The 1,054-nt window shown below is 70.3% G+C and carries 3 protein-coding genes; 2 read left to right on the plus strand and 1 reads right to left on the minus strand.

The features are described 5' to 3' along the window. Positions 1-188, plus strand: a 188-nt coding sequence (locus AX744_RS10325) for a 6,7-dimethyl-8-ribityllumazine synthase (RefSeq protein ID WP_197429212.1), incomplete at its 5' end; no start/stop codon positions are given. A gap of 53 nt (positions 189-241) precedes the next feature. Next, positions 242-595: a hypothetical protein gene (locus AX744_RS10330; protein WP_061016729.1), complete on the plus strand. Its 354-nt coding sequence runs from the start codon at positions 242-244 to the stop codon at positions 593-595. On the opposite strand, the gene AX744_RS10335 is transcribed toward AX744_RS10330, so the two are convergent. Then, a partial coding sequence (locus tag AX744_RS10335; protein WP_269454449.1) for an FGGY-family carbohydrate kinase occupies positions 582-1,054 on the minus strand: 473 nt, incomplete at its 5' end. The genes AX744_RS10330 and AX744_RS10335 overlap by 14 nt on opposite strands.

Genomic DNA, 1,054 nt, shown 5'->3' on the forward strand with positions numbered 1-1,054 from the left:
CCACCGACGGCCTCACTCGGGTCGCACTGGATGCCGGCAAGCCCGTCGGCTTCGGCGTGCTGACTCTCGACGACGAGCAGCAGGGACTGGACCGCGCGGGGCTGGCGGGCTCCAAGGAGGACAAGGGCGCCGAGGCGGCCGATGCCGCCCTGCGCACCGCTCTCGTCACGAGGGAGCTCCGCGGCTGAGGTCAGCCTGCCCTTGCTAGCGCAGGAGGGCTCCACGCTCGTACGGTGAGGGCATGGAGACCCTGCGTCATATCGTCGTGTTCATCCACCTGATCGGCTTCGCCGTGCTGTTCGGCGCCTGGGCCGCGCAGGCCTTCGGCGGTAAGCGCCAGATCACGAAGATCATGGACTACGGTCTCGCGATCGCCGGTGTCGCAGGTCTCGCCCTCGCCGCGCCGTGGGGCATCGACTACGACCTCAACTACGTGAAGATCGGCGTCAAGCTGGTCGTGCTGGTCATCATCGGCGCGCTCCTCGGCATCGGTTCGGCGCGACATAAGCGCGGAGACGCCGTGCCGCCGGCCGTATTCTGGCTGATCGGCATCCTGGCACTCCTGAACGCGGGACTCGCCGTCATCTGGCGCTGACCGGCGCCACTTCCTCCCCCTCGAACAGCTTTCGCACGCGCGGCAGCACTCGCGCATAGGTCCGCTGCACCTCGGCGTAGGCTGCTCTCGCTTCGGGGTCCACGTCCACTTCCGCCCCCACCGCGACCATCGAGGCCATGGCAGCGTCCCACGAGGGGTGCATGCCGGTGCCGACGGCCGCGCAGATCGCCGCCCCCATCCCGGCGGCGTCGTGCACCAGGGGCACCCGCACCGGGACTCCGTACACCGCGGCGAGGATGCGCAGCATGAGCGTCGATGCGCTCCCGCCGCCTGTGACGAGCAGGCCGCTGCGGGGGCGACCGAGTACCCGTCTGGCACGGGAGTCCGCCGCCTCGGTCTCGATCGCGAGAGCCTCGAGGATCGCCCGGTGGATGTGGAAGCGTCCCTGCGTGCCGTCGAACCCGACGAGGGCGCCGCGTCGCCACGGTTCATCGGCGG

Origin of the sequence: Microbacterium sp. CCH5-D1 (assembly GCF_001557335.1) — a bacterium.
In the GTDB taxonomy this organism is placed as follows: domain Bacteria; phylum Actinomycetota; class Actinomycetes; order Actinomycetales; family Microbacteriaceae; genus Microbacterium; species Microbacterium oxydans.

Bases quoted from the DNA above. Each gene is read 5' to 3' on its own strand.
- AX744_RS10330 (WP_061016729.1), top strand. From the start codon at position 242: ATGGAGACCCTGCGTCATATCGTCGTGTTCATCCACCTGATCGGCTTC.